This window comes from Vibrio sp. 10N.286.48.C11, from assembly GCF_041469805.1.
Lineage (GTDB): Bacteria > Pseudomonadota > Gammaproteobacteria > Enterobacterales > Vibrionaceae > Vibrio > Vibrio crassostreae_C.
The window spans coordinates 32740-56637 of record NZ_JBFRLK010000007.1 but is presented as its reverse complement, the minus strand read 5'-3'; the positions used below and the strand labels follow the sequence as shown (position 1 = coordinate 56637).

Annotated in this window: 20 protein-coding genes and 2 pseudogenes; 9 read left to right on the top strand and 13 right to left on the bottom strand. The window is 43.2% G+C overall.

What is annotated here, in order from left to right:
• Positions 1-11: 11 nt before the first annotated feature.
• Both AB4209_RS02635 and AB4209_RS02630 read right to left on the bottom strand, forming a co-directional pair.
• Entirely contained in the window at positions 12-1283 is a 1272-nt protein-coding gene (locus AB4209_RS02635; RefSeq protein WP_372054735.1) for an oligosaccharide MFS transporter, read from the bottom strand.
• A 354-nt stretch (positions 1284-1637) separates the two neighbouring features.
• The gene (locus tag AB4209_RS02630) at positions 1638-2645 is read right to left on the bottom strand and encodes an Ldh family oxidoreductase (RefSeq protein ID WP_372054733.1); all 1008 of its coding nucleotides are present in this window, start codon (positions 2643-2645) and stop codon (positions 1638-1640) included.
• 446 nt (positions 2646-3091) lie between these two features.
• Here AB4209_RS02630 and AB4209_RS02625 point away from each other — a divergent pair, with 446 nt between their 5' ends.
• The 3 genes and pseudogenes from AB4209_RS02625 to AB4209_RS02615 form a co-directional block, all read left to right on the top strand.
• Positions 3092-4174: a glycoside hydrolase family 117 protein gene (locus AB4209_RS02625; protein WP_372054732.1), complete on the top strand. Its 1083-nt coding sequence runs from the start codon at positions 3092-3094 to the stop codon at positions 4172-4174.
• Between the two features lie 665 nt (positions 4175-4839).
• Positions 4840-5372 (top strand): annotated as a pseudogene (locus tag AB4209_RS02620) (IS3 family transposase); the annotation flags it as partial.
• Positions 5373-5413: 41 nt separating this feature from the next.
• Positions 5414-5653, top strand: a pseudogene (locus tag AB4209_RS02615) (transposase); the annotation flags it as partial.
• A gap of 470 nt (positions 5654-6123) precedes the next feature.
• Here the strand turns inward: AB4209_RS02615 and tdh are convergent.
• Together tdh and AB4209_RS02605 are read right to left on the bottom strand one after the other, a co-directional pair.
• Positions 6124-7155, bottom strand: coding sequence for an L-threonine 3-dehydrogenase (tdh, locus tag AB4209_RS02610; protein WP_050649238.1), 1032 nt, complete (start codon positions 7153-7155; stop codon positions 6124-6126).
• Between the two features lie 110 nt (positions 7156-7265).
• A complete protein-coding gene (locus AB4209_RS02605; RefSeq protein WP_239718286.1) occupies positions 7266-8459 on the bottom strand; it encodes a glycine C-acetyltransferase in 1194 nt (397 codons plus the stop codon).
• 480 nt (positions 8460-8939) lie between these two features.
• On the opposite strand from AB4209_RS02605, the gene AB4209_RS02600 reads away from it, so the two are divergent.
• Together AB4209_RS02600 and AB4209_RS02595 are read left to right on the top strand one after the other, a co-directional pair.
• Positions 8940-9872, top strand: a complete 933-nt coding sequence (locus tag AB4209_RS02600; protein WP_372054730.1) for a LysR family transcriptional regulator — start codon at positions 8940-8942, stop codon at positions 9870-9872.
• Positions 9872-10255 carry a VOC family protein gene (locus tag AB4209_RS02595; protein WP_372054728.1) on the top strand — a complete coding sequence of 128 codons (384 nt, stop codon included), beginning with the start codon at positions 9872-9874 and terminating at the stop codon, positions 10253-10255. Before AB4209_RS02600 ends, AB4209_RS02595 begins: the two co-directional genes overlap by 1 nt.
• 94 nt (positions 10256-10349) lie before the next feature.
• On the opposite strand, the gene AB4209_RS02590 is transcribed toward AB4209_RS02595, so the two are convergent.
• The 4 genes from AB4209_RS02590 to AB4209_RS02575 all read right to left on the bottom strand — a co-directional run bounded on the left by AB4209_RS02590 (position 10350) and on the right by AB4209_RS02575 (position 13913).
• On the bottom strand, positions 10350-11861 hold the full coding sequence (locus tag AB4209_RS02590) for a PepSY-associated TM helix domain-containing protein (RefSeq protein WP_372054726.1): 1512 nt from the start codon (positions 11859-11861) through the stop codon (positions 10350-10352).
• Between the two features lie 111 nt (positions 11862-11972).
• Positions 11973-12323 (bottom strand): hypothetical protein, encoded by a 351-nt coding sequence (locus AB4209_RS02585; protein WP_372054724.1) that lies wholly within the window; start codon positions 12321-12323, stop codon positions 11973-11975.
• A 303-nt stretch (positions 12324-12626) separates the two neighbouring features.
• Complete coding sequence (locus tag AB4209_RS02580) at positions 12627-13022, bottom strand: cytochrome b562 (protein WP_017100642.1); 396 nt, start codon at positions 13020-13022, stop codon at positions 12627-12629.
• Positions 13023-13166: 144 nt separating this feature from the next.
• Positions 13167-13913: a phosphatase gene (locus AB4209_RS02575; protein ID WP_372054722.1), complete on the bottom strand. Its 747-nt coding sequence runs from the start codon at positions 13911-13913 to the stop codon at positions 13167-13169.
• A gap of 321 nt (positions 13914-14234) precedes the next feature.
• Between AB4209_RS02575 and AB4209_RS02570 the strand changes: the two genes are divergently transcribed.
• A complete protein-coding gene (locus AB4209_RS02570) occupies positions 14235-17258 on the top strand; it encodes an HD domain-containing phosphohydrolase (protein ID WP_372054720.1) in 3024 nt (1007 codons plus the stop codon).
• A gap of 24 nt (positions 17259-17282) precedes the next feature.
• On the opposite strand, the gene AB4209_RS02565 is transcribed toward AB4209_RS02570, so the two are convergent.
• The gene (locus AB4209_RS02565; protein ID WP_372054718.1) at positions 17283-18299 is read right to left on the bottom strand and encodes a DMT family transporter; all 1017 of its coding nucleotides are present in this window, start codon (positions 18297-18299) and stop codon (positions 17283-17285) included.
• 91 nt (positions 18300-18390) lie between these two features.
• Here AB4209_RS02565 and AB4209_RS02560 point away from each other — a divergent pair, with 91 nt between their 5' ends.
• The gene (locus tag AB4209_RS02560; RefSeq protein WP_372054716.1) at positions 18391-19347 is read left to right on the top strand and encodes a LysR substrate-binding domain-containing protein; all 957 of its coding nucleotides are present in this window, start codon (positions 18391-18393) and stop codon (positions 19345-19347) included.
• Between the two features lie 28 nt (positions 19348-19375).
• A complete protein-coding gene (locus AB4209_RS02555) occupies positions 19376-19696 on the top strand; it encodes a heavy metal-binding domain-containing protein (RefSeq protein WP_076650649.1) in 321 nt (106 codons plus the stop codon).
• A 215-nt stretch (positions 19697-19911) separates the two neighbouring features.
• On the opposite strand, the gene AB4209_RS02550 is transcribed toward AB4209_RS02555, so the two are convergent.
• Together AB4209_RS02550 and AB4209_RS02545 are read right to left on the bottom strand one after the other, a co-directional pair.
• On the bottom strand, positions 19912-21168 hold the full coding sequence (locus AB4209_RS02550; RefSeq protein ID WP_372054714.1) for a peptidoglycan DD-metalloendopeptidase family protein: 1257 nt from the start codon (positions 21166-21168) through the stop codon (positions 19912-19914).
• A 160-nt stretch (positions 21169-21328) separates the two neighbouring features.
• Complete coding sequence (locus AB4209_RS02545) at positions 21329-22168, bottom strand: tetratricopeptide repeat protein (protein WP_372054712.1); 840 nt, start codon at positions 22166-22168, stop codon at positions 21329-21331.
• 276 nt (positions 22169-22444) lie between these two features.
• On the opposite strand from AB4209_RS02545, the gene AB4209_RS02540 reads away from it, so the two are divergent.
• Positions 22445-22960, top strand: a complete 516-nt coding sequence (locus AB4209_RS02540; protein WP_372054710.1) for a cytochrome b — start codon at positions 22445-22447, stop codon at positions 22958-22960.
• Between the two features lie 77 nt (positions 22961-23037).
• On the opposite strand, the gene AB4209_RS02535 is transcribed toward AB4209_RS02540, so the two are convergent.
• Positions 23038-23472, bottom strand: a complete 435-nt coding sequence (locus AB4209_RS02535; RefSeq protein WP_372054708.1) for a hypothetical protein — start codon at positions 23470-23472, stop codon at positions 23038-23040.
• Between the two features lie 128 nt (positions 23473-23600).
• A complete protein-coding gene (locus tag AB4209_RS02530) occupies positions 23601-23867 on the bottom strand; it encodes a hypothetical protein (RefSeq protein WP_076652122.1) in 267 nt (88 codons plus the stop codon).
• Between the last annotated feature and the right edge of the window lie 31 nt (positions 23868-23898).

Genomic DNA, 23898 nt, shown 5'->3' with positions numbered 1-23898 from the left:
ATGATTATGATTTACGCTGTGATAGCTTCTTCATTTTCTTCTTTATTTTTTGCTTTCTTCGGCCCACTTAATGTAAATAGTGCAAGAATAGTCGCGGCAGCAGAGAATACACCAAAGTAGATATAACTCATTGGGAAGCCATGCGAGTCGTACATCGTGCCCATCACTGGTGCAGCAATCGCAGTCATTAAGTTATTGATTACTTGGAAACCGAACATATAGGTGAATGAGTTCACTTTCTTATCAAACTGTTCCGCAATATAAGCAAAAACTGACACGATAAGTAACGGATTGACAATACCAAACAGTAGTTTTGCTACTATAGCGAGGTAGAGATTTTTCTCACCTAAGCCAGCAAAGCCAATCATCAACAAGAATGATGTGATACCAATCGCGGTTAGTATTAGGCTTCCTTTTGCACCGATTTTCTTAATAATAAATGGTACGCCAGCACTAACTGCAAACAAGAATATTGCGGTAATACCATCCATATTTGAGCTAAACGTAATACCCTCTTCTTGCGTTGGGAAGAAACTGATGAAGTAGCGAGTAAATTGGGACATTGATGTCCAAAAAACAACAGAAATCGTTCCGGCATAAGTCATGAATGCCCACATCTTTTTGTTTTTCAGAAGCTTAATAACATCTTCTTTCTTGATTTTCTCAGCCGATAGAACGTCATTGTCGACTTCGTCCAAGTGACGCACTCGCAATGAGAAAGCAAAGAACAACATTAGCAATGCCGCAACACTACATGCAACAAAGATAAGGTCTGGGTTAATGTTATATAGGTAGCCCGCGAGAATCGCAGATACACCCCAAGCAGCAATACCAAAACCATTTACCAAACCAAAGTCATTGTTATGACAACGTGCAAATCGGTCTGAATAAGAAGCAATAACCCCACTACCTGCTTGGAACAACATTCCTAGATAAATCGAACCAACGATAATCCCAGGTACAAACGTAGCTTCATTACTTAATAACGGACCATATACATAGATATAGAATGGCCCAATTAAAACACTGAGAACTGAAATAAAGTACAGTAGGTTTTTCTTAAGACCTAGTTTATCCATGATATAACCCATGGCAGGTTTAAATAAAACAGCTATACCTGTTTGTAGTCCAAATAATACACCTATTTGTGAACCATCAATACCAACTCTATCATTCAGCCATACCGCGAATAGCGAACCTGAACTCAAAGACCAAAAAAAGTTGTAAAAAAAGTACATAAGACAAACTTTGCCCATTGCTACTTTATTCGAATCGGTTTTCATATTTACTCCGTCATATACCCAAACAGTCACTACTTCGACTTGTCCAAAATTTCTAAAGCCAATTTTATAGTGTTAAACACAAGCAGACAGTGACAGGTGTAACACTTTGAATTATTGGACCACACTAAACTCAAATCTGGTAAACCAAACGAACGAACGAAAAAGTTAACCTATTTCTAATTTATTGAGAGCAACTCGAGAAAAGACAATTTATAGCCTGCTCAACGGGTGACCGTTTTGTATTGGTAGCCGACGCACAATGGAAGAATTGAAAGGTCGAACACTAATGACATTACATAAAAAAAAGGCGAACCATGAAATACAAAGTTCGCCTCGTCACAATAATAACGGATTCTAACTATTGAGAAACTCGTATACCCCCGGTGCGACAGGAATTCCACTCTCCAGACATTCAGATTTGTATTCAACTTGCGGATCGTTTGGCGCAAGCACCTTGTCAAATCCCGGTGCTGGCTTAACTTGTCTTAGCTCACTCACCATAGAGGCCATCGATTGAGCAAACAAAGGCGTTCCGAATTGTTTAGGATTGATCACAATAACCAAACTAGCTAACTCGCGCATCTTATCGTAATCACTATACATTCCAGTAATGTTGTTACCGTATTTAGCGCCCATAAGGATCCCAGTTAATGCATCAATAGCTAAAGCAATACCAGAGCCTTTGTGACCACCAAAAGGCAGTAAGTTTTTCACCTTGTGCGGATCAGTTGTTTGATTACCTTCAGCATCAATCGCGACACCTAACGGAATTGAACTACCCGTTTCTTTTGCATGTAACAATTTACCAAAGGCAGTGGCGCTGGTCGCCATGTCAATAATCATGGGATGACTATCCTGAACGGGAAAACCAAACGCTATTGGGTTAGTTCCGAGAAACCGACCAACGGCACCATGAGGGGCCATACAAGCATCCGTTTGGGTCATGCCAATGCCAATCATTCCTGCTTCAGTTGCCATATTCATAAAATAAGAAAGTGCACCACAATGTGAGGCTTTTTTAATACTCACGAACCCAAGCCCAGTATCCCTGGCCATATCGATGGCGTATTGCGTGGCAGCAGCGAGTGCAGGATGCCCTAACCCATCGTCGGCATCGAATAAACCAACAGAAGGTGAAATTTTTTCAAAATGATGAGTCGTCATTGGGTTTAAGCCACCAGCGTTAACTCGCTGGCAGTAATGCTCTACACGCATTACACCATGAGAATGAACACCTGTTAGGTCAGCATATATCAACACATCCGCAACGCAACGTGCGTCCGCAGCGGTAAAACCTGCTTCTAAAAGTTTTTGAGTTGCCATTGCTCTCAACTCTTTTTCTTTTACCCTAACCGTCGTCATATTTGCCTCTTCAAACCATGTATTAATTCGTGTTATTCACTATCAAACCGTGTTTATCATCTTCTTAACGACGCCACGGTTAACCAATGAGGGCTATTTATAATTGAGAGTTTGATAAATTTCAGTGACCACAATCACACAGACAACCAAAACAGCATCATTGGCAAACCAATGGCTCAACTTTTGTTCATGACAACTCTATTTTTTCACTTATTAGTCTCACATTATAGTAAGGAATGTCATTTTTACCTTTGTAAATACCAAGAAATTCAACCTGCAACGTAAACTGCGCTAATACAAGCGGTATATAGTTATGTTTATACCGTGATAATCATAATTACGTGCGTCTTGTCACGCTACTTGCCTCTCTTATTTACTACTCATTGCACCAAAGATGGAATTGGTTTACCTTTAATGCAGATTTAACATTATTCTTAGAGGTAGATATGGACAATTCAAGAAAAAAACTTAGCCTCGCCAGTCGTCGTGCTATCGAGTTGGGCTACGATAAAAAAGGCCCAGAGTGGATGGTTGAGTTCGATGTCATCGATCTCAAAGGCGATTTCGAGTTTGAGGACGGTGTGATTCGAAGAGATCCCACCGCGGTCATAAAGGTCGACAATACCTATCATTGTTGGTATACAAAGGGCGAAGGTGAAACACTTGGGTTTACCGGAGATATCAAAGATAAAGTGTTCCCTTGGGATCTAACCGAAGTGTGGCATGCCAGCTCCGAAGATGGCATCACTTGGAAAGAACAAGGCCCTGCCATTCAAGCGGGCAAAGCTGGTGAGTATGATGATCGTGCCGTCTTTACCCCTGAAGTCCTTGCCCATGAAGGCAAATACTATCTGGTTTACCAAACCGTCAAGTCTCCTTACACAAACCGCCAATACGAAGAAATCGCAATGGCATGGGCAGACAACCCATTTGGGCCATGGACTAAAACTGAAGCACCTATTTTAAGCCCTTCAAAAGACGGAGAATGGCGTGGTGAAGAAGACAATCGATTTATAGTGGAATCAAAAGGTAGCTTTGATAGCCACAAAGTGCACGATCCATGTTTAATGTTCTTCAACAATAAATTCTACCTATATTACAAAGGTGAAACGATGGGCGAAGAGATGAATATGGGGGGGCGTGAAATCAAGCATGGTGTGGCCATAGCGGATGATATCTTAGGTCCATACATCAAATCTGAATACAACCCAATATCCAATAGTGGTCACGAAGTTGCTGTATGGCACTACAACGGTGGCATCGCATCTCTGATTACAACAGATGGTCCTGAAAAGAATACAATTCAATGGGCGAAAGATGGCATAAATTTCGAAATTATGTCCTATATCAAAGGGGCGCCTGAAGCGCTGGGGATCTTCCGCTCTGAAGAATCAGACTCGACGCTCGAACCTGGGTTAGAGTGGGGTTTATGCCATAAGTATGACCCGTCTTGGAACTGGAATTTTATCAGTCGATACCGTATTAAACGACAAGTACTAGACATTGGTACTTTTCAAAACAGCAATTAATTCTGACAGCACCTTAAAGTAACTAGGGGTACCATCTTTGCGTGCTAGAGATGATACCTCATCGATTTGACTCGCCAACATAGTCTAATCACACGACTATGTTGGTGTGAAAAAATAACGATACAAAATGGGCTTTTATATGATCCACCGCGGCTTTCTGGAGAAAGCCTTTTTACCTCCAAGAAGTGGCTGTCTACATATCAATCCCCATATACCACTAGCTTGATTAACTTTATCTTGTATTTAAGTGCCTCTATTTTCGCTAGTATCTATAGTGAGCATGAGCACTTGACCTATTGCCTCACTTTTTTCTTACTTGAGTTTATTGGCTTGGTCGACTCTTTCTCTATTAATCGCCTCTCGACCAAACTTAGTAACAACATAGAACAAGTCATAAACGATTTGCGTTAGGGCATTCAAAGTCAAAAATCGTATTCATATACATCGCGACGGCTTCGATATTTTTGTCATGTTTGCCTTCCTAGCTGTCCGAAGAACGATTATATATCTCTGAGGCTAAGACTTAATCCCATCCAAATCATTTTTTGAATATCAGCGGTGGTGGTAGCATATCGATGATCTTTAGAGGTATAGAGCTCGCCCATGACGAGTTGCATTATCACTCCCAATTTCACTGACGTTACAACTTATGGACGTAGACGTTTATGCCCGTTGCTCCGAACTTTCTCGCTCAAGATTTTAACACAACGACTCCGAATCAAAAATAGGCTGGAGACATCACCTATGTTGCTACAAGCGAAGGCTGGCTGTACTTAGCTGTCATTATGGACCTTTATACAAGGCAAGTTATTGGTTGGTCTATGGATACTAGAATGACAGCCTCACTGGTCTGTGATGCCTTATCGATGGCTTTATTCCGTCGAGGGTTCCCTGAGCAGGTTATACTCATAGCGATCGAGGTAGTCAGTACTGTTCGAAAGACTATCGCGACCTCATAAGTGCTTACAATCTAATACAAAGTATGAGTAGAAAAGGGAACTGTTGGGATAACGCATGTGTTGAGAACTTCTTCCACTCAATGAAAGTTGAAGCAATTCAATACGAGCCGATCATGACGAGAGAACAGATGCGCCAAACGATCTTCGAGTACATAGAGATTGATTATAATCGAACGAGAAGGCACAGTGCTCTTGGGTGCCTAAGCCCAATGAACTTTGAAAAGCAAAATGTCGCTTAGCGAAGTGTCCAGTCTGACTGGAGCAGATCAAAAAGGTAGCGGAGAGCGGGTTAACGCAAAGCATGTCGAGAAAAGGTAACTGCTTGGATAATGCGGTTGCAGAAAACTTTTTTGCTTTACTCAAAACCGAGATGTATCACAGCCAAAGCTTTGAAGATGCAGATGCTCTGATAGAGCAAATTAAAGAATACATCGAGTACTACAATACCAAACGTATAAAAGTGAAACTAAAAGGCCTGACTCCGATAGAATATCGAACTCAGGCCTTGAAAGCCGCTTAACAGAAATGTCCAACTTTACGGGGTCACTTCACTCTGCATGGGTCGATTTTCGGTAGAAATATCGAAAAACCGCCAATTCTATGGTTGTAAAAATGCAACCATACAAGTTATGGTTTTCTTACTGGCGAGGATTTAACCACTTTTACTTCCCTTAAATATCACTCGTCAATTCGATAGATTTGAGTAATTTGGAGCTAACCTAAAAACGTCAACTAGACTGGAGCGAAAATGAAATTTAGGCTGCCCACTTCATTGAAAGCGGATACGTTCAAGAAAATCTTATAAACATCTGAAGTTAAATAATAAAACACATAAAAAAGCCCCAAAAATTTAATGGGGCGATTCCATCGAGTTTTGGGGCTAAATTGGGGCTTTTTTTGGGGTTAAATGGGGCTATATCTGCCATTTCACTGTGGCTATACCCAGTAAAACCACCATTAATAAAACGTCAAACCTATTCAGGTTTTCATCTACTCCCAATCAAGGATTACCTTGCCTGAAAGCCCGCTACGCATAGCGTCAAAGCCTTTTTGGAAGTCATCAACCTTAAAGTGGTGAGTGATAATTGGTGTTAGATCTAGGCCTGATTGAATCAAAGATGCCATCTTGTACCAAGTTTCGAACATCTCACGACCGTAGATACCTTTGATAACCAAGCCTTTAAAGATTACTTGGTTCCAGTCTACTGCCATGTCTGATGGTGGAATACCTAGTAGAGAGATCTTACCGCCGTGGTTCATGTTAGTCAGCATGCTGTTGAACGCAGATGGGTTACCAGACATTTCTAGGCCTACATCGAAGCCTTCAGTCATGCCAAGATCAGACATCACGTCTTCAAGCTTCTCTTCCATCACGTTTACTGCGCGAGTCACACCCATTTTCTTAGCAAGATCTAGGCGGTATTCGTTTACATCAGTAATTACAACGTGACGAGCACCAACGTGCTTGGCAACCGCTGCAGCCATGATACCGATTGGGCCAGCACCAGTAATTAGCACGTCTTCGCCTACTAGGTCGAAAGAAAGCGCTGTGTGTACTGCGTTACCAAACGGGTCAAAGATTGATGCTAGGTCATCAGAGATTTCTGCCGGGATCTTAAATGCGTTGAACGCAGGGATCACAAGGAACTCAGAGAACGCACCAGTGCGGTTTACACCAACACCTGTTGTGTTACGACAAAGGTGAGTACGGCCGCCACGACAGTTACGACAGTGACCACATGTGATATGACCTTCGCCAGATACACGGTCGCCGATTTCAAAACCACGAACTTCTTGGCCGATGCCAACAACTTCACCTACGTATTCGTGACCTACTACCATAGGCACTGGGATTGTGTTTTGTGACCACTCATCCCAGTTGTAGATGTGTACGTCTGTACCACAGATTGCGGTTTTCTTAATACGGATAAGAAGATCATTATGACCCATTTCAGGTTTTTCAACCTCGGTCATCCAAATGCCTTCTTCAGGCTTAAGTTTAGAAAGTGCTTTAATTTTCATAATGTTATCCAGTTCATCTCGCCTAACTGTAAGGCGAGAATCAAAAATCTATATGTTCTACAAGGTGTTGCTCTATCTAATTAAAGGATGCACATGGCACCCCTTTAAAATTAGATGATACCCATGTCTTTACCAACTTGGATGAACGCATCGATTGCGCGGTCTAGTTGCTCACGAGAATGTGCAGCAGACATTTGTGTACGGATACGAGCTTGACCTTTTGGTACTACAGGGAAAGAGAAACCTACAACATAGATGCCTTTCTCTAGTGCGCGTTCTGCAAATTCAGCCGCAACTTTTGCATCACCAAGCATGATTGGGATGATTGCGTGGTCAGCACCACCCATTGTGAAACCAGCTTCTTCCATGCGAGTACGGAAGTGAGCAGAGTTTTCCCATAGAGTTGTACGTAGGTCGCCAGATTCCGCTAGAAGATCTAGAACGCGAATAGACGCAGATACGATTGCAGGTGCAACAGAGTTAGAGAATAGGTATGGACGAGAACGCTGACGTAACCAGTCGATGACTTCTTTCTTACCAGACGTGTAACCGCCTGAAGCGCCACCCATTGCTTTACCTAGCGTACCTGTGATGATGTCGATACGGTCAACAACGTTGTGGAACTCATGAGTACCCGCACCGTTTTCACCCATGAAGCCCACAGCGTGAGAGTCATCAACCATTACTAGTGCATCGTACTTGTCTGCAAGGTCACAGATAGCAGGAAGGTTAGCCACTACGCCGTCCATTGAGAACACACCGTCAGTTACGATTAGTGTGTGACGAGCGCCAGCTTCTTTAGCAGCAATAAGTTGCTGCTCTAGCTCTTCCATGTTGTTGTTCGAGTAACGGAAACGCATTGCTTTACACAGACGAACACCATCAATGATAGATGCGTGGTTTAGTGCGTCAGAGATGATTGCGTCTTCTTTACCTAGAATTGTTTCAAACAAACCAGCGTTTGCATCAAAACAAGACGTGTAAAGGATAGTGTCTTCTTTACCTAGGAAAGTAGAAAGCTTTTGCTCTAGTTCTTTGTGAGAATCTTGAGTACCACAGATGAAACGTACTGAAGCCATACCAAAACCGTGCTGATCCATGCCATCTTTAGCCGCTTCGATAAGAGCTGGGTGGTTAGCAAGACCTAAGTAGTTGTTTGCACAGAAGTTTAGTACTTCTTCACCAGTCGAGATAGAAACCGCTGCTTTTTGTGCAGAAGTAATAATGCGCTCAGACTTGTAAAGACCTTCTTCTTTGACTTCTTCGATTTGAGTTTGAATCTGTTGGTAAAATGCAGAAGACATTGTTCATTCCTTCCTAATTATTATTCAGCAGCATCACGCGCCGCTTTATGTAGGGATATAAACGATCTCAAAACGATCATTTACACTGTAAAACTTATGTCTATATTCTAGTTGAACATCCCCGTTTCGATTATCCCTTTAGTTGGAAAAACATTAGTGAACCTGAAGCACGAATAATAGTTCATCCCAGTGACACAGGGCACATAAACGTGTCTTACGTGTTCTTTTTAACGCCATATCCACCGAGAATTCGACCTGATTTCGCTTTCATATCAAATCTCAATTTTTAATCTCAAAACGATATAGTGATGATTCTCCGCTTCCCTCAGAATGCGCATTAGCAACGCCGCTATACAGATAAGCTTCAAACACATCAATCTATCAAGCAATCACGCTAAGCAATTAATGAAACTGATTCACAAATTAAGTTAGATCACTCACAATTACCATTACGCTCATCGCTGAATCTCATGGATACTTATGATTAATCCCAAACTCATCGCCTTACTTCCTGATCTCGCCTCGTTCATCTTAGTGGTAAATGAAGGGAGTTTTACTGCGGCAGCAAAACAGCTAGGGGTGACACCTTCAGCGCTCAGTAAGCTAATCACACGCTTAGAAAAAGCACTCTCAGTGAAGCTGTTTGAACGTACGACTCGTACATTGATCATCACTCAAGCTGGCCAATTGGTTTACGACCAGAGCGTTGTCATGATTAATGCGGCGCAACAAGCGGTTGAGCTTTCTACCTCTGACCATACTGAACCTGCAGGCTCTATAACGGTAGCAGCGCCAGAAGCCTTCTTGAACTCCGTGCTACAGCCTTTCGTTGTTCCATTCTTGAATCAGTACCCTGAGATTCAACTCAAGTTAAGAGCGGCCGATGGCGACATCGATATTTTACGTCAGGGCATCGACATCGCTTTCCGCCTAACCGATAAGCCCGACGAAAGCTTGGTGTTAAAAGAGTTAGGAAAAACCAACCTCGTGTTATGTGCAAGCCCAGACTATTTGGAAACGAAAGGAACTCCGCACCACCCTACCGATCTATCTGAACACGACTGTTTGTATCTTGCAGAGACAGACAAAGACCACATTTGGGACTTCTTGAAAGACGATGAGTTTCACACAGTCCCAGTTAATGGACGTTACGCAGTCAACCACTCGCAAATGCGACTAAAAGGCGTAAAAGAAGGACTTGGCGTAGGCATCTTCCATGACTTCGTAATACAAGATGCGCTGGTTGAAGGCTCAGTGGTACAGGTGTTGGAAGATTGGACCATCAAGAGTAATTACCATGGTGCAATTGCGATGCAGTTTGCGCAAACCAAGTACATGCCCGCTCGATTACGTGTATTCATTGACTACGCCATGGAGCACTTGGGCGACAAGTTGGCAGGAGAAATAAACTGATGCTAAAAGGAATACACCACGCGGCGATCATCTGCTCAAACTACGACGCCTCGAAACACTTTTACACTCAGATTTTGAAGCTAGAAGTAATTGCAGAGAATTACCGAGAGACGCGCCAATCTTACAAACTTGATCTGGCATTACCTAATGGTGCTCAAATAGAGTTGTTTAGTTTCCCTAACGCGCCTGAAAGGCCGAGCTTTCCTGAAGCTCAAGGGCTAAGACACTTAGCTTTTTGTGTGGATGACGTTCAACAAGTCAAAAACTATTTGGAAGGACAAGGAATCGAAGTCGAGCCGATTCGAGTGGATGAGTTTACGGGGAAATCATTTACGTTTTTCGCGGACCCAGACGGCCTGCCGCTCGAGCTTTATCAAACATAAGGCTTTATCAAGTCTAAACCTTACTCATCAAAACAACTTCTCGACAAAATAACAAAACTGACCTCCTCAAAAAGAAGGTCAGTTTGTGTATCAATTAACTCAATGCTGTCTTGAATCTCTCGACACGTGAGAACAACAACCAATCCAATAGCATAGCTGTCACGATCGTCGCACCCGCCAGTGGGAACAGAACAGAAACAAGTATCACGGTCACTACACCAGCCTTCCAAAGCCCTGCATTACCAAACTTCGGTGGTATACCAAGCTTTCTTTGACCTGAAGGTCTGCGCATCCACCACATCACACCGCCAGTCACTGACACAACAATGAACGCCAAACAAAACAAGGCATTTAGAAGCTTGTTGATGATGCTGATATCACCTTGATGCAATGAAATACCAACCGCTAATGTCTTGGCAATAAAGTTGTAATCCTGCCATGTCACCTCACCCAGAATACGACCTGAATATTGGTCTAGGTGCGTGGTACGATCTTGCGTTGGATCGATGATATCGCCGCCCATAGTGTTGGCTGTGACTGTGTACACACCCGTTTCTGAACGAGGGAAATTTACCTTGTATTGCGTAAAGCCAAGTGAGTGTGCTTTTTCAATAACATCATCAATCGCGAAACTGCTTGCTGACATGACATGTTGGGAATGGTCTTCACCCATCTTAGAGTGATCATGAGGTTCAGCCGCCTCTTCCACATGATGAACGTGTTCTGCTGGCTTATCTTGAGACAACGGCAATGGTGTCTGTTCTAAGTTCCAAGGGAGCTCTTCTTCTGAGCCATGATTGAGGGAAGCGTGTGTCTTGTCTGACAATGGAATATCGTCCCACATTTGAGCAGGGAAAGTGCTCCACGCTTGAACAAGTTTACCGCCCCAAAAACCAGTCCATGCCAAGCCTGATAGAATAAACAACAGCAGAATAAGCGATAATGTACCGCCTATATTCGCATGTAAATCACGCATCAGAACGCGTGGGCCGGACGACACTCTCAGCTTAAGAAAACCAGCACGGCTCGCGTTATCTCTTGGTAGCCATAAGTAAATACCGCTAATAAGAAGCAGAATCGATAAACTGATTGCGACTTCAATCAGATAGTCGCCCCAATCACCAATTAACAAAGTGCCATGAATATCATTCGCGAGTTGGTACAGGCTATCGCTGCGTGGAATTTCTCCGACCACTTCGCCAGTGTATTGATTCACCGTGGCGAAAACGGAAGTACCATCTTCAAGTGATACAGAAAATCGGTTCGCAAGATCAGGGACTTTACTCGGTACAAACTGTGTCACCGTACCTTGTGGGTATTGATTCTGCACTGCAGTTAACTGTTGTGAAACCTTAATAGGGTCGCCCGATGCAACAATCTCTATGGCTTCGTGGTGGAAAGCCAATTCGATTTCATCATCAAACAGCATCACCAAGCCTGTAATGCTCAGCATTAGCATAAACGGGATAACGAATAGCCCGGCATAGAAATGCCAACGCCAAGTGAGGAAGTAGAGAGTTTTATTGCGGTCTTTCGTCTTTACACTGCTTGTAGACTGCGAAGCCGCTTGTGCTTGTGCAGAGCTTTGAGATTCATTTCTCAACATTATAATTTCCTTTGACACACGCAAACATACCTCCTGAAAAACCAGAAAGTAATCTGAGCATGTTTAACTTTACTTAATACTTTATTTTTTAATTATTTTAATGAGTTAGGTTTAAGCAATAACAAAGGGAGGGCCGCGCGGGGCTTGCCTCAAGTAGCGTTCGCTTAGAGCCAAAAAAGCGTAGCTGTCTGAGACAATAAAACTCAGTCGAGTTGTCAGTAGTGTAGTTGGAAGTTCATCTTGGTGAAATGTGGAAAAATGGCTAAACGGACACGGCTTACCTTTGTGGGTATTCGGTTCACCTTCTTCGATTTGAACCAGTTCAAAGCCATTGACCGTACATAACGACGCCCATACTCCCGCGCTGTTACCATGAGCATTGATAACAGGCATTAATGTCACTAAAGCCCAACTTAACGCAGTGGCAAGTAACATGGAGAAGTTGAACGAGGTTCGGCGCATTATTCCAAATCTTTATAAATTTCCCTTATTATGAGCGACTTGGAATTTAGGTAAACGTAAAGATTAACAGCAAGTTAAAAAATTGAAGCTAACGCACACTCTTTTTCGTTAAATACTGGTTACAACACTAAAGCTAAGAAAGTATTACTCATCTCTTTGCAGCAGGCTTTCAATAAAAGAGACAATAAAAAAACGCCGCCTTACACCGTCCTCGAAAGAGGGGAATGTAAGGCGGCGTTTTAGAAATCGAATCTTGAGGTTTGCTCTTTGTTACCTATCTAGCAAACGTTCATGATTAACGAATTAACCGAAGATCTTGCTCCAGATGCTTGGGTTACGCTTCTCATGGTACTCTTCACGAAGGCCATCAATAGTACGAAGTTCCTGCTGTGCCGACTCTAAGTCACCTTGGTCTAGCTTCTGCTCAATGCTATCCAATGATGCACTGATCTTTTTGAACCCTTCCATGAAGTTGTCTTCTTTCTCGACTGGGTAAACACCCGTTTTCAGCTCTGCCACTAGCGTATCTAAACGAACAATAGGCTTTTGCATCTCTTCAATACTTTGAGCTTCTGCCGCTTGTTTGAACGCAAGCTTCATTTCTTGCATGTTTTTCTTAAGGTCTACATTGGCAAATGCGTTACCAGACAATACTGACGCAGCAATTAAGCCAGATAAAAGGATTGAGCGAGTTTTCATTGTTTCTCCAAGTGAAGCAGTGTCTTTGAAGTTAGAGCCATCATTACTGTGGCACTTCGACTTTATTATTTTCGGCTAGTGTATACAAAAACCCGTCACACACAAAAATTGATTGTGTCGAAATGCAAACCCGCCGACATTCTCTTAAACAAGAGTTGAGTATTCTGGGATCTCATTACGACCACGCAACGCCAAAAATGCCAAAAATTGCTGTGGTGTATGAGTGATTACTTTGCTCGAATCCACGCCCACTTCATCTAGCAATGCAGCGACTAAATCTAAACCACCGACATCGAAACAGAAATGCGCATCGCTGCCTGTAGTAATAAACGCGCCCTTCGCCTTCGCTATTCTTGCAATCTCATAACAGCGGTCAACACTACCCACGCGGCTATTGCCTTTGAGTGTGGTGTTGTTGATCTCAATCGCCACGTTATGTTCAACCGCACATTGAATAACGGCTTCAAAATCGAAGTCGAAATTAGGGTTCCCTAAGTGGCCAAGTGCATCAATTCGACCGCCCTTAATCACATTTACGAGAGCCTCTGTATGTGTAGCCACATCCGATGGGCGGAAAACGGGCTCATGAAAACTTGCAATCACCCAATCCAAGTTCTTATCAACACTAGGATGAATATCGATTTCACCTTGAGTATTCATGATGTTCGACTCAACACCACGAATAATGGCAACTTCTTCGATAAATCGAGGAAGTATGCGTTGGTTACTGAAGAACCAATAGTGTGGCGCGCCCGGCATTGACTCTGAATGGTCGGTGGTACAAAACATGGCTAAACCATTTTGCTTGGCTGACTTGGCGTTTTCGATCAATGTGCTGTAAGCATGACCACTTGCGTATGTATGGGTGTGAGTATCTACTTTGAGTTCCATGAATCAATGCCCTCTTAGCATGGTCAAAAAACGTTTTCACAATGTAACTCTGAATCTCTTTTAGGGAAGGAGTGCTTCAGAAAATGAGTGCCTAGTGGCAACAATGCAGATCAGTTTATCAGCTGAAAGTGACAATTAGCACCTCAACATAAAGGTTTATTGCGGGTTCATCTGGACCACACCAAAATGCGTAGTTAGCCAGAACGAGCCAACCCTTAGTCTTGACTAAGTAGAACTTTATAAACTCGGTAATTACACCAATTTTTTGCAACCTACCCAAGTTCGTCAATACTTAAACCAGTCTACAAACTGGAGTGTTAGATGAGAAGAAGACGATATCCGCTGAGTATCCACATCACTAGCCTTTTCCTAATTTTGACAACACTTGTCGGTGCAGTATTGATTTCGATAAGTTATCGGCATTCTCAAGAATTGCTGTTAGGCACGGTACGCGAGATCAGTAATGAGCATCGCGATAAGCTGGAGTCGGTATTTAAACAAGCCATTGCCCCTGTCATCACAACCTTAAATGTGATGGCGGTGAGTCCGTTTGTTGCTCATCAAACTTCTGCAGTCGAAAAAGACTCTTGGCTTGCCTCGGTCGATATCATATTCAAGCAAAACACCAATTTGGTCGCTCTATTTTATGGTTCTGAAGATGGTGATTTTAGAATCTTTCGTCCATTAAGCACCAATAAACAGAGAGCCGAAAACAACGCCCCGGCCAAAGCGACTATGATGGTCAGCAGCACCAATCTAGATGGGGAGAACTTTATTACCTTTCTCGATGGCGCACATCAAGTGATCAGCACTAACCAAGCCGAGAGCAAGTTCAACCCGACGACTCGGCCTTGGTTTCGTAACGCAAAACCTGACGGCTCAATACAACTCTCTGAGCCCTATCTGTTCTATTTCCTGCAAACCAATGGTATTACGCTCTCTAGGCGATCTGCCGATGGCAAACACGTGGTGGGTGCCGACTTCACGTTGAGTTCCCTCTCTTCTCAGATCAGTGAGTTAGCCTATTCCCCACAAACTCGACTCGCTTTGTTCGACCAACATTTTAATCTTCTCGGCCAACATCAACTTGATCTATCAATTCCCACGCATGACTTCCAGTCTAATGACCCAAGTAACACTGAGAAAACGAATAACCAAGCGACGGGCAAACCCTCTGGCAGTGAACAAGACCTAAGCTTCTTTAACGTGCCTAAACGTGAACAGATGGAAGCACTAAAAGCATCCGTCATAGCACCACTTATCTCTGATGAAGAGAAGTTTAACCTCAATCTAAAAAACGTTGAGTACAACTTAAACACTTGGGCATTAACGCTAACGCCAGTTCAACTCACTCAAAATGTCACCTTATATTTGGCAGAAGCGACGCCCCACAATGAGCTGCTCGCAGATCTTATCTCGATGCGAGACAAGCAAGTTGCAGTCGCGATTGGGATGTTGTTTATCTGCTTCGCAATTGTGTGGTTTGTTGCCAATCGACTGTCTCAGCCGCTCAATACACTGATGCAACTCACCGACAACATCGCACGATTTGACTTCAGGCGAACTCATTACCCTAAAAGCATGATTCAAGAAGTGGCTAACCTCGCCCACTCGATTGAGCTAATGGAACACACGCTTCATGATCTGATTACACTACTTCGAGACACGGCGGGGAATCAGGAGTTTTCGATCTTAGCTAAGAACATTGCTCATCAAAGCTATTTAATCACCAAAGCAGAAACCATCGTCCTCTTCACTCAATCAAAAGAGAAAGACGTGTTTGATACGGCGGCTAACCTTGCCATTCTTCCTTTTAAGGCCGACATCAACGACTTCATCAAACACACACCTTGGTTGCTGTGTCAGCTTAAGTCCGGAGAAACGATTCACTTAAACCGAGAAGACAATGTTCTCAACTATTACCAAGACTCTATATTCAATTCAGATCTGTACCTGTTTCCACTATTAAACCGAGAGAAACTGTTAGTAGGTATTGTGGCAATTGGTTATGAAAGACCGATCACCAAGATGCAGGCAGACAAACACGCCTTTTTACGAGAACTACTCAGCTTTGCGGAAATAGCCAAAGACAACATTGACCAAATGCAGCAACAGAAAGACATGCTTAATGCTTTTATCGAGTTAATTGCCTCAGCGATTGATACCAAGTCACCATACACGGGTGGGCATTGCCAGCGAGTACCTGAACTCACCAAATGGCTAACTCAAGCAACCATTGATGATGACCGTTATTACCCGCAATTCTCACTCGATAGTAAACAATGGGAAGAGTTGATGCTCGCTGCTTGGCTTCACGATTGCGGCAAGGTGACTACGCCTGAGTATGTGGTAGACAAAGCCACAAAACTGGAAACGATTTACGACCGAATCCACGAAGTGCGAATGCGTTTTGAGTTGTTGAAACAGCAAGCGGAAACCGATTACTGGAAAGCGATGGCGAACGGTGCGCTACAAGAAGAACAACTCAAAATACTCGAACAAAGCCTGTCTGAACTGGATGAGGAGTTTGCCTTTGTTGCCGAGTGCAACCTTGGTGGCGAATCTATGACGGAAGCGCAACTAGAACGCTTAGACCAAATAGCCAAACGCCAATGGAAACGCACACTGGATGATCAATTGGGGTTGTCTTGGTCGGAGAAAGAGAGATTTAGAACGCAGCAGACTCAAGCAGAGCAAGAAGGAGAAGAATCAACAAACAGAAACCAAACCTTGCCTGTTATGGAGCCCCTACTGGCAGACAAACCCGAACATAAAATACCTTGGGATAATGGGTTTAACCCTGCCGATGTATGGCAAGAAGCATTCGTTCTTAAACCGGGAGAAGTAAAATACAACCAAGGCGAACTGCACAATTTGAAAGTACGTCGTGGTACGTTAAACGATGAAGAACGTTTCATGATCAATGACCATATTATTCAAACCTTCACCATGCTTAACAAGTTGCCTTATCCACCTTACTTGCAAAATATCCCTGACATCGCCAGCGGACATCACGAACGTATCGACGGCAAAGGCTACCCAAGAGGCTTAAGCGAAGACCAATTACCTCTGCCATCCAGAGCAATGGCAATTGCTGATGTCTTTGAAGCCCTCACCTCCAGTGATCGTCCGTATAAAAAAGGCAAGCTCCTTAGCGAATCACTCAACATCATGACTGACATGGCGACCAGCGGCCATATCGATCCCAAGTTATATTTGCTGTTTTTGGAAAACAAAATCTACGACAAATACGCTGAGCGATTCCTAGAAGCCAATCAACGTTGCGAGATTAACCCAAACCAACACATCGACCGAGTAAAGGAATACATACGCTCGTTGTTCTAAGTTCTAACGCTTGAGCTCAGCGTTTTAGCTTTTGGCCGCAGAACCTAACGTCGCGGCATCAGACACAACCATCGCGGTGTGTGGTTTCGGGTTGGCTTTCGCCTTACTTTGTCTTTTAGCGAGTAATGTATTGGTTATACTCGCGACAACAATCAGGTTAATGCCAATCATCTGCTGAGTAGAAAACACATCATCAAAGAACACACCCTGCCAAAGCGCACTAAACAACATGTTAGTAAAAATCAGTGGCGCCAACTGGGATCCGCTGTCAGCCAGCTTATATGCTTTGGAGCGGAAGATTTGGGTATTGATAGTAAACAGTGCAAGCCCGAAAGCTCCGAGCGCAATCCAACGCAAATCATCAAAAGTGATTAACGCGGACAAAGAGCCTTTTCCCGCACTTTCAACCACATCAGGAACCGCTGAGATTGAAGTAAACACCACCATGGGTATCACAATGATTGCTGCGACTAAAAAGGTCCATGCGTTCAGTTCTGCAGGGGTAAGGCTTGTTTTAGACGCTCTATATAAGCTCACTTGCGAGCCAGAATTAAACATCCCCGCAAGAAGCCCAAGCAGAAGTGCAGGTCTAAAGAACTCTGAACCAAACTTAAATTGCGACCAGTCTCCTGCCATCATTACTACGCCAACAAAGGTTATTGCTAAACAAACGATAGTCGTTGTATGAATCTTGGTTCCAAATATTAATTTTTCTAACAACGGAATAAATAGAGGACCAGTACTGAACAACACCACACCTTCAACAAGCGTTAAGGTTTGTAATGAAGTAAGGAAACACCATTGGCACGCCACCATAAAGATCGCCCGCATCACCAACGGTTTCCACATTTCTCGTGTCGGCTTGCTGATTTTGTAAAAGGCCAGAAAAAGAAATAAAAACAGGCTGGGCAACAAAAAACGCACAAAGCTGAGTAATGAAGTCGGCATCACTTCAGATAGATACTTGGCCATTAAGCCACTTAAAGACAAATTGAACGTCGACAACAACATGAAAGTCGTCGCCTTGGTAATATCAGACATAATTATCACCTCCTATGGCACCTATTTTAGAGGCGTGACGTGATGAAAAATAGCGAGTAATATTAACCATAACTGTAAGGAAAACTTACCAATGAAAAAACTCGTTCCGCTTAAATCCGTTTACGCTTTCATTGCTGTTGCTGAAACTGGCAGCATGACCGACGCCGCTCGGGTGTTGTACGTCAGTCACTCAGCGGTAAGCCAAGCGATAAAGTCGTTGGAGCAACTGGTCAATAAACCTCTGTTTCAACGAGTCGGTCGCCGTGTTGTCTTAAATGCCGCAGGTAAGCGATATTACCGAAAGGTTGCTCCCGCACTTGAACAAGTGATAGAAGCCACGGAAGAACTTGCCAAAACGCCTAACGACCACCGTATTACCCTTAACATGGTAAATTCACTCGCGATGCACTGGTGGATCCCACGCGTTCCTGACTTCCAGACATTCGCTCCTTCACTTGATATCCGTATTTCAACGCTCACTGGCCCTTTTGATATTGAGCAGGAAGGAGTCGATGTCGCACTCGTTCATGGCAAGCCAAACGAGTGGGAGCAATATTACAGTGAAAAGCTGGGCGACGATGATCTGGTTTTGGTGTGCAGCCCGACTCTATTAAAAAACCAAACCGGATTAAGCGTCGAGCAACTCGTCAAACAAAACGCAACCATTGGCGTTTTTAACCTTAGGCGACAGTACGACTGGCAAGTGTGGTGCGACAGTTATCAAATCCCAATGCCCACATTCAAAAGCAATCTAACATTCGATGTCTCAATTCAGGCAGTGCAAGCTGCGATTCGTTCATTGGGCGTGTTGGTCACGCATCGCTTGTTTGTGAAAGATGACATCAGCCATGGGATGCTCGTTGAACTGGGTAAACCGGTTGCCAACCCGCATCAAGATTTCTACTTTGTTTGCCCAAAAAACAAATTAAAACAAGAAAGTGTGCTAAAACTGAGAACATGGTTAAGACATGAATTCACACGTTCAGAAACAGCGCTGAACGATGACATTCAACATACAAGACCAAACTATCAATCAATAAATGAATAACAGCTCAGCAAGCTTACAAGAGGCCATTATGATTATTACCACCACGCAATCAGTCGAAGGCAAGCGTATTGTCGATTACAAGGGTGTTATTGCCGGAGAAGCCATTCTAGGGGTTAACGTTTTCAAAGATATGTTTTCAGGAATTCGTGACTTTGTGGGTGGACGTTCGGGCACTTACGAGAAAGAACTGGAAAAAGCACGTAACTACGCATTCAAAGAGCTGGAACAGAAAGCGATTGAAGCAGGTGCCAACGCGGTGGTGGGTGTCGACATTGATTACGAAGTACTTGGCACAGGTAACGGGATGCTAATGGTGTCTGCCAGCGGCACAGCGGTGGTCATTGCTTAGTGGCATAGTGCTTAGAGGTATAGAGGCTTAGTGTCTTGGCTGATCAGCTACTTAGTCGTAGGCTTAGTCACAACCCTACTCCCCCAAAGAATTTTACCCATAGAATAACGAAATTATTCGTTCAATCGCGTGACTCTTTATGAACTACGCTCCCTTAGCTAAATCACTAACTAAGGGAGCGTAGTTTTCATTTTGGTCGGCCAGAACTGAACCTTCTAGCTCGCGCGAGCTATTGACTCAGGGAGCATGGCATCAAAAGAGGCGATTCGAGCCAAAAACGCTTTCCTATCTTTAGGCATAATCGAGCTTGCCATCGGTAAATTAGCTTTCATTGCATCGACCGCGCGACCACGAACTAACACCTCAAAGTGCAAGTGAGGCCCAGTAATACGGCCAGTGGCACCCGATAGCGCAATTTTCTGACCTCGCTTAATCTGCTGCCCTTTCTTCACTAGGAAACGGCTCAGGTGTAAATAACGTGTCATATAAACGCTGTTATGTTCAATCACCAAGTATTTCCCTGCATAAGGGTGGTCACGAAGCGCAACAACACGACCATCGCCCGTCGAGTAGACGGGGGAACCGACAGGTGCTGCAAAGTCAGTGCCGTTATGTGGTGAGATACGCCCTGTTACTGGGTGTCTTCGTGTCGGATTAAAAGAAGAGGTGATTCGTCTAAATTTTCTATCGACTGGGTACCTATCGAAGGCTTGCTCTAGGCTATTGCCCTCTCTGTCATAGAAAAGGCCATCAGGCGCCAGAAAAGCCGCGACTTCTCGGTTTCTCAATTGAATTGAGATGCCTTGAACTTCTGTTTTACCTGTTAAGTGATCGTCTGTGTACTGTTCATTGACCAACACATTAAAGCTATCTCCAGGTCTGAGTTCTCTAACGAAGTTGATTTTGTCTTTTAGCGTTCGGGTAATATTGGCTATCTGAGCCGTTGTTAGCCCCGCTTTATATGCAGACGTTGAAAAACTGCCATGAACGGTGCCTGTGTAGAGCTTTTCTTTCCATTCGCCCGGCATTTCGTGGAATTGGTAATCAAAGCTTCCATCACTATTTTTCGTAAAGACAGCTTGCTCTAAGAGACTTTCATGGAAGATGAGCTCGACGAGTTGTTTAGAGTCATTATCCAAAAGCAACTCTAGGTGATCACCGGGTTTTATTGTATCGAGCTTCAAAGACTCTAGATCGGCTTCCATTATCTTATGCACGGTTTCATAAGGCAGGTTCCATGACGAAAATATATTGCTTAGCGTGTCGCCAACTTTCACGAAATAATGAACTTTGACCAAAGAGTTAGAACTCGCTTGCGAATCGACACCTACGTCGTCAGTCGGTTGAGAACCTTGATAAGGGGTTATCTTGATTGAGATTTCTGGTGCTGGTTCGGAGTGAAAAGAGAGTAAAACAGCAAGGGAGAATGCGCTGATAGCAATAGCGATCAGGCCAATACGGAGGAACTTCATAAAATACTTAGCGGTTATAACAAGGAACTTAAAAAGTGTTATAACATAACAATTCAATCAAAAAAATAAATGAAATGTAAGAAACCGTAGTTCGATAGATGTAAAAATATGGTGGGGTGTGAAGCCCACCAGCTAAGTAGCATGACTCTTTGATCTAATATTATTCTTCTCGAAGTGCTTCAAAACGATCTAAGCCGCGTAACATCTCAAAATCAGGCTCATCAGCCAATAGCTCTCGCATTGAACCACTCGCTTCGACCGAGCGCTCTAAGTCATCGATCGCTTGGCCTTCGGCACCTAACCTCGCGTAAGCACAAGCACGTTGATACAAGGCGTGAGCGTTTTGATCGTCCACTTCCAACACACGGTTACACAGGCTCATCGCCCAGTGGTACTCTTGCATATCCATTGCGGCATCGGCTTTGTAAGTTAACGCTTCCAAATCACCCGGACGAACTTTTAAGATCTCATCATAGATTTCAATTTTTTGTTCGGCGGTTTGAGCATTTTGCGCTCTCAGCCATAAGTTATGGATTTCGTTGATGATTTCGATTTCTCGGTTATTCTCTGAGATGATTCGAGTCTTGCGCTTAAGGTCCCTTTCAAGAACGTTAAACTTTTTCTCATAGTCTTGAGCAATCGAATTGAGTCGCTGATCGGCCATTTCTTTAGTAGTGTGCTTCAACTCTTTAAGCGATTGCCAACCCACCAGTGCAATCAAGGAAGCCACACCAGCAATAATGTAGAAGAAATACGTTACGGTTACATTGGCGTAATTCAAAGACTTGTCAGCCACAGCCAGTTCACGGTCCGTCATCTGAATGGTTAAACGTCTTTCAAGATCCTGTTGTTCCATTCGAAGCTGCTTCAACTCATCCAAGATGTAGCGTTCCATCAGCGGTTTATCCAAATACTCTTGCTCTGAGTACTTAACCTCTTCGCTTGCAAAACTCATCGAGCTGAACACCGAGATAACTGCAATCAATAAGATTCGAAGCATTATACATTCCTTATATATTTACCTTTAGACTAACTGTATCTCGTAATAAGCATACAAGCTAGGAAGTCGACAAGTTTGCTATGTCCATATTGGAATTAACACTCTAAAACATCATTGATAATTATAAAACACCTGAAGCAACATCATTAATTTCTAAATTATAAAATTACCGCGTAATACTTTTCTATATAATTAATTCGCGATGCGAATATACCGAGAATTGATTTATTGCATCGAGATGAATCTTATATTAATAACGATCAGAACGAGGTTAATTTGAATAATCCACGATACGATTTAGTAAGCCGCCTACTGCACTGGGTCATGGCTTCTGTCATCATCTATGCAACAATCGCAGGGTATATGATGCACTATGTCACCAGTCATCCAGAGTTGTTTTCTTTTCTGTCAGTGCTCAACATGTCGCTGGCGACCGTTGCGACACCACTGCTCCTGGTCCGTTATATTTGGAGCCACTTTCGCTTGTCACCAAGCATGCCAACCTCTGTACCTAAGGGGCAAAAATGCATAGCCACGCTTGCACACTCTTTGATGTATCTTGTGATGTTTATGGTTTTCAGTACCGGTTACTTAATGCTAAAAGAGCCGTACTCATTATTTTGGCTAGTGAGCGTAAATAATCTAATTACCGATCCTGCAATCAACGGCTTCTTTTTCTATTTACATCGTGCCAGTTGTATTGCCCTAGCCTGTTTAATTTTGCTGCATATCGGTGCCGCACTTAAGCATCACTTTGTCTCTAAGAACTATGTATTGAAGATGATGCTCTAGATTCAAATAATTCAAAACGGTTTGCACAAACAAAAAAGCCATAGCATGTTCGCTATGGCTCTCTTATTTCAATTTGATTACTTGGTTTGAGTATCCAGCATCACTTGCCAGTATTCACACTTTGCCAAGAACTCTTTTAAATAAAGCTCTGGGTTAGCGAGCTTCTCACCGCCTTTAACGTCAGCCCCAGTCACACGCCAAAAGCCACGAGTGACTAAGTTTCGATGATAAATAAAATCGTTGATTTCATTGGTCTGCAAAGGAAGTTGCTCACCAAACGTTTGTTCGTATCGGCTCAACGTCGAGGCTTGCTCACTTGGCTTCTCTCTTAAAAAAGTATCCAAATCCAAACCTAATAACTGTTGCTGCTCTTTTGGTAGAGCTTTAGCTAATTTAGAGATAACACTGAACAGAGCCAACTCAACTTTTTGAGACGCTAATAACGACGCACCTAAAAGCGCATGTTCATTGGAAATGTGTTGCTCTGTTGATGAAACGGTTGCTGTTGTCACTGTGTTAACCTCAAATAATCATAACGGGTGTTACTGAACTGGATAGAGTCTTTTAATTAAGCTGAATCTTGTAATTAAGAAGAATCTTGTAATTAAGAAGAATCTTTTAGCTAAGCAGAGTCTTTCAACTAAGCAGAATCTTTTAGCAGAACGCGGTCAGCATCAATAATGGTGAAGCCCGATGCATCTTCATTCTTTTCAACTTGCACTAAACCTTTAAAACCAATCTGCGACAACTTCTGCGCAAGTTGATCCGGTGCTGTTTCAAAAACAACATTCATAAAAGGTAAAGACTCAGCATCAACAAAACCATGCTCGTTAAACAGCTCCATTGCTTGAGATAAATGGTCTGAGTCGGTTAATTCGATAATTTCTACAACTTCTTCCAACAACATTTTCGATTCCATATTCGCCAGAAAGTGACTG